At 70.4% G+C, this 1,884-nt stretch carries 2 pseudogenes; one reads left to right on the top strand and one right to left on the bottom strand.

The features are described from left to right. Positions 1–443: 443 nt before the first annotated feature. Positions 444–911: pseudogene (locus AX737_RS35655) on the top strand (YqcI/YcgG family protein); the annotation flags it as partial. A gap of 20 nt (positions 912–931) precedes the next feature. Here AX737_RS35655 and AX737_RS35650 read toward each other — a convergent pair. Beyond that, positions 932–1,381, bottom strand: a pseudogene (locus AX737_RS35650) (YqcI/YcgG family protein); the annotation flags it as partial. Positions 1,382–1,884 lie beyond the last annotated feature (503 nt).

Here is a 1,884-nt window from a genome sequence, read left to right on the forward strand (position 1 = left end):
CGCCGCCCAGGTGCTGGCCTCGGCCTCCGAGCTGTCGCGCCAGTCCGAGCATCTCTCGGCGGAGGTGCAGCGCTTCCTCGCCACCGTGCGCGCCGCCTGAGGCCCGCCTCCGCGCCGCCGCTCGCGAGCGGCGGCGCGGGTCTCCCTCAGGATCTGCCGACAGGCAGGTCGGTTATCCACCGGTCTTTTCTTAACTTGGATCAGGTAGGGCCAACATAGGTCAGGATCATCGGCGTATTTGATCCGATACGATAAGCATATGTCGCACCGTTCGGGATGCCATTTGCGGAACCATTGAGCACCGCTCCGGTTCTCCGCACCAGATCGACGGCGCAAGCGCGGCCGTTCGACTTCCTCGTGTCCGGTCCGGACTGAGCCGTAACTGCAGGGCGTTGCCGCAGCCGCGTGGCGCGAACGCGCCCGTGCGACAGCGACAGGTGCCCATGCAACAGGTAGCCCACCCGCGTCAGGTTCCCCGGCATGCCGGCCTCCCGCAGGGGCCGCTGCCCCTTCCCGGGGACGATGCGACCCATCCCCTGGCCGAGCGGTTTCGCGATTTCATCCGAAACCCGCCCTTCCCCTGCGTCGGGGCCAAGTCCGCCCTCACCCGCGGGCGCCTGCGCATCGCGGTCGCGCGCGACATCACGGGCGGCCAGGACGACGCGCGCCTCTACGGGGCGCTCCTCGCCTTCCTGGGCCGCTACAAGGCGCGGCCCGACCTGTTCCAGAGCTTCGCCGTGGTGTTCGAGGGCCCGCACGACCTCTCGGAGGAGACCTTCGAGGGCGCGCTCTGGGCCCGCGCCCAGGCGCTCGCCGACCAGGATTGCCGCATCGGCCACGCCGCCGACCCCCGCGTCGCCGACGATCCGGACGACCCGCACTTCTCCTTGAGTCTCGCGGGCGAGGCCTTCTTCATCGTCGGCCTGCACCCGCGGGCGAGCCGGCTCGCCCGCGGGTGCAGGCCGACGATGAAGAAGGCCTCGCCCGCGAGACTCAAGGAGAAGTGCGGGTCGTCCGGATCGTCGGCGACGCGGGGGTCGGCGGCGTGGCCGATGCGGCAATCCTGGTCGGCGAGCGCCTGGGCGCGGGCCCAGAGCGCGCCCTCGAAGGTCTCCTCCGAGAGGTCGTGCGGGCCCTCGAACACCACGGCGAAGCTCTGGAACAGGTCGGGCCGCGCCTTGTAGCGGCCCAGGAAGGCGAGGAGCGCCCCGTAGAGGCGCGCGTCGTCCTGGCCGCCCGTGATGTCGCGCGCGACCGCGATGCGCAGGCGCCCGCGGGTGAGGGCGGACTTGGCCCCGACGCAGGGGAAGGGCGGGTTTCGGATGAAATCGCGAAACCGCTCGGCCAGGGGATGGGTCGCATCGTCCCCGGGAAGGGGCAGCGGCCCCTGCGGGAGGCCGGCATGCCGGGGAACCTGACGCGGGTGGGCTACCTGTTGCATGGGCACCTGTCGCTGTCGCACGGGCGCGTTCGCGCCACGCGGCTGCGGCAACGCCCTGCAGTTACGGCTCAGTCCGGACCGGACACGAGGAAGTCGAACGGCCGCGCTTGCGCCGTCGATCTGGTGCGGAGAACCGGAGCGGTGCTCAATGGTTCCGCAAATGGCATCCCGAACGGTGCGACATATGCTTATCGTATCGGATCAAATACGCCGATGATCCTGACCTATGTTGGCCCTACCTGATCCAAGTTAAGAAAAGACCGGTGGATAACCGACCTGCCTGTCGGCAGATCCTGAGGGAGACCCGCGCCGCCGCTCGCGAGCGGCGGCGCGGAGGCGGGCCTCAGGCGGCGCGCACGGTGGCGAGGAAGCGCTGCACCTCCGCCGAGAGATGCTCGGACTGGCGCGACAGCTCGGAGGCCGAGGCCAGCACCTGGGCGGCG

The organism is Methylobacterium sp. CCH5-D2, assembly GCF_001556475.1.
GTDB lineage: Bacteria > Pseudomonadota > Alphaproteobacteria > Rhizobiales > Beijerinckiaceae > Methylobacterium > Methylobacterium hispanicum.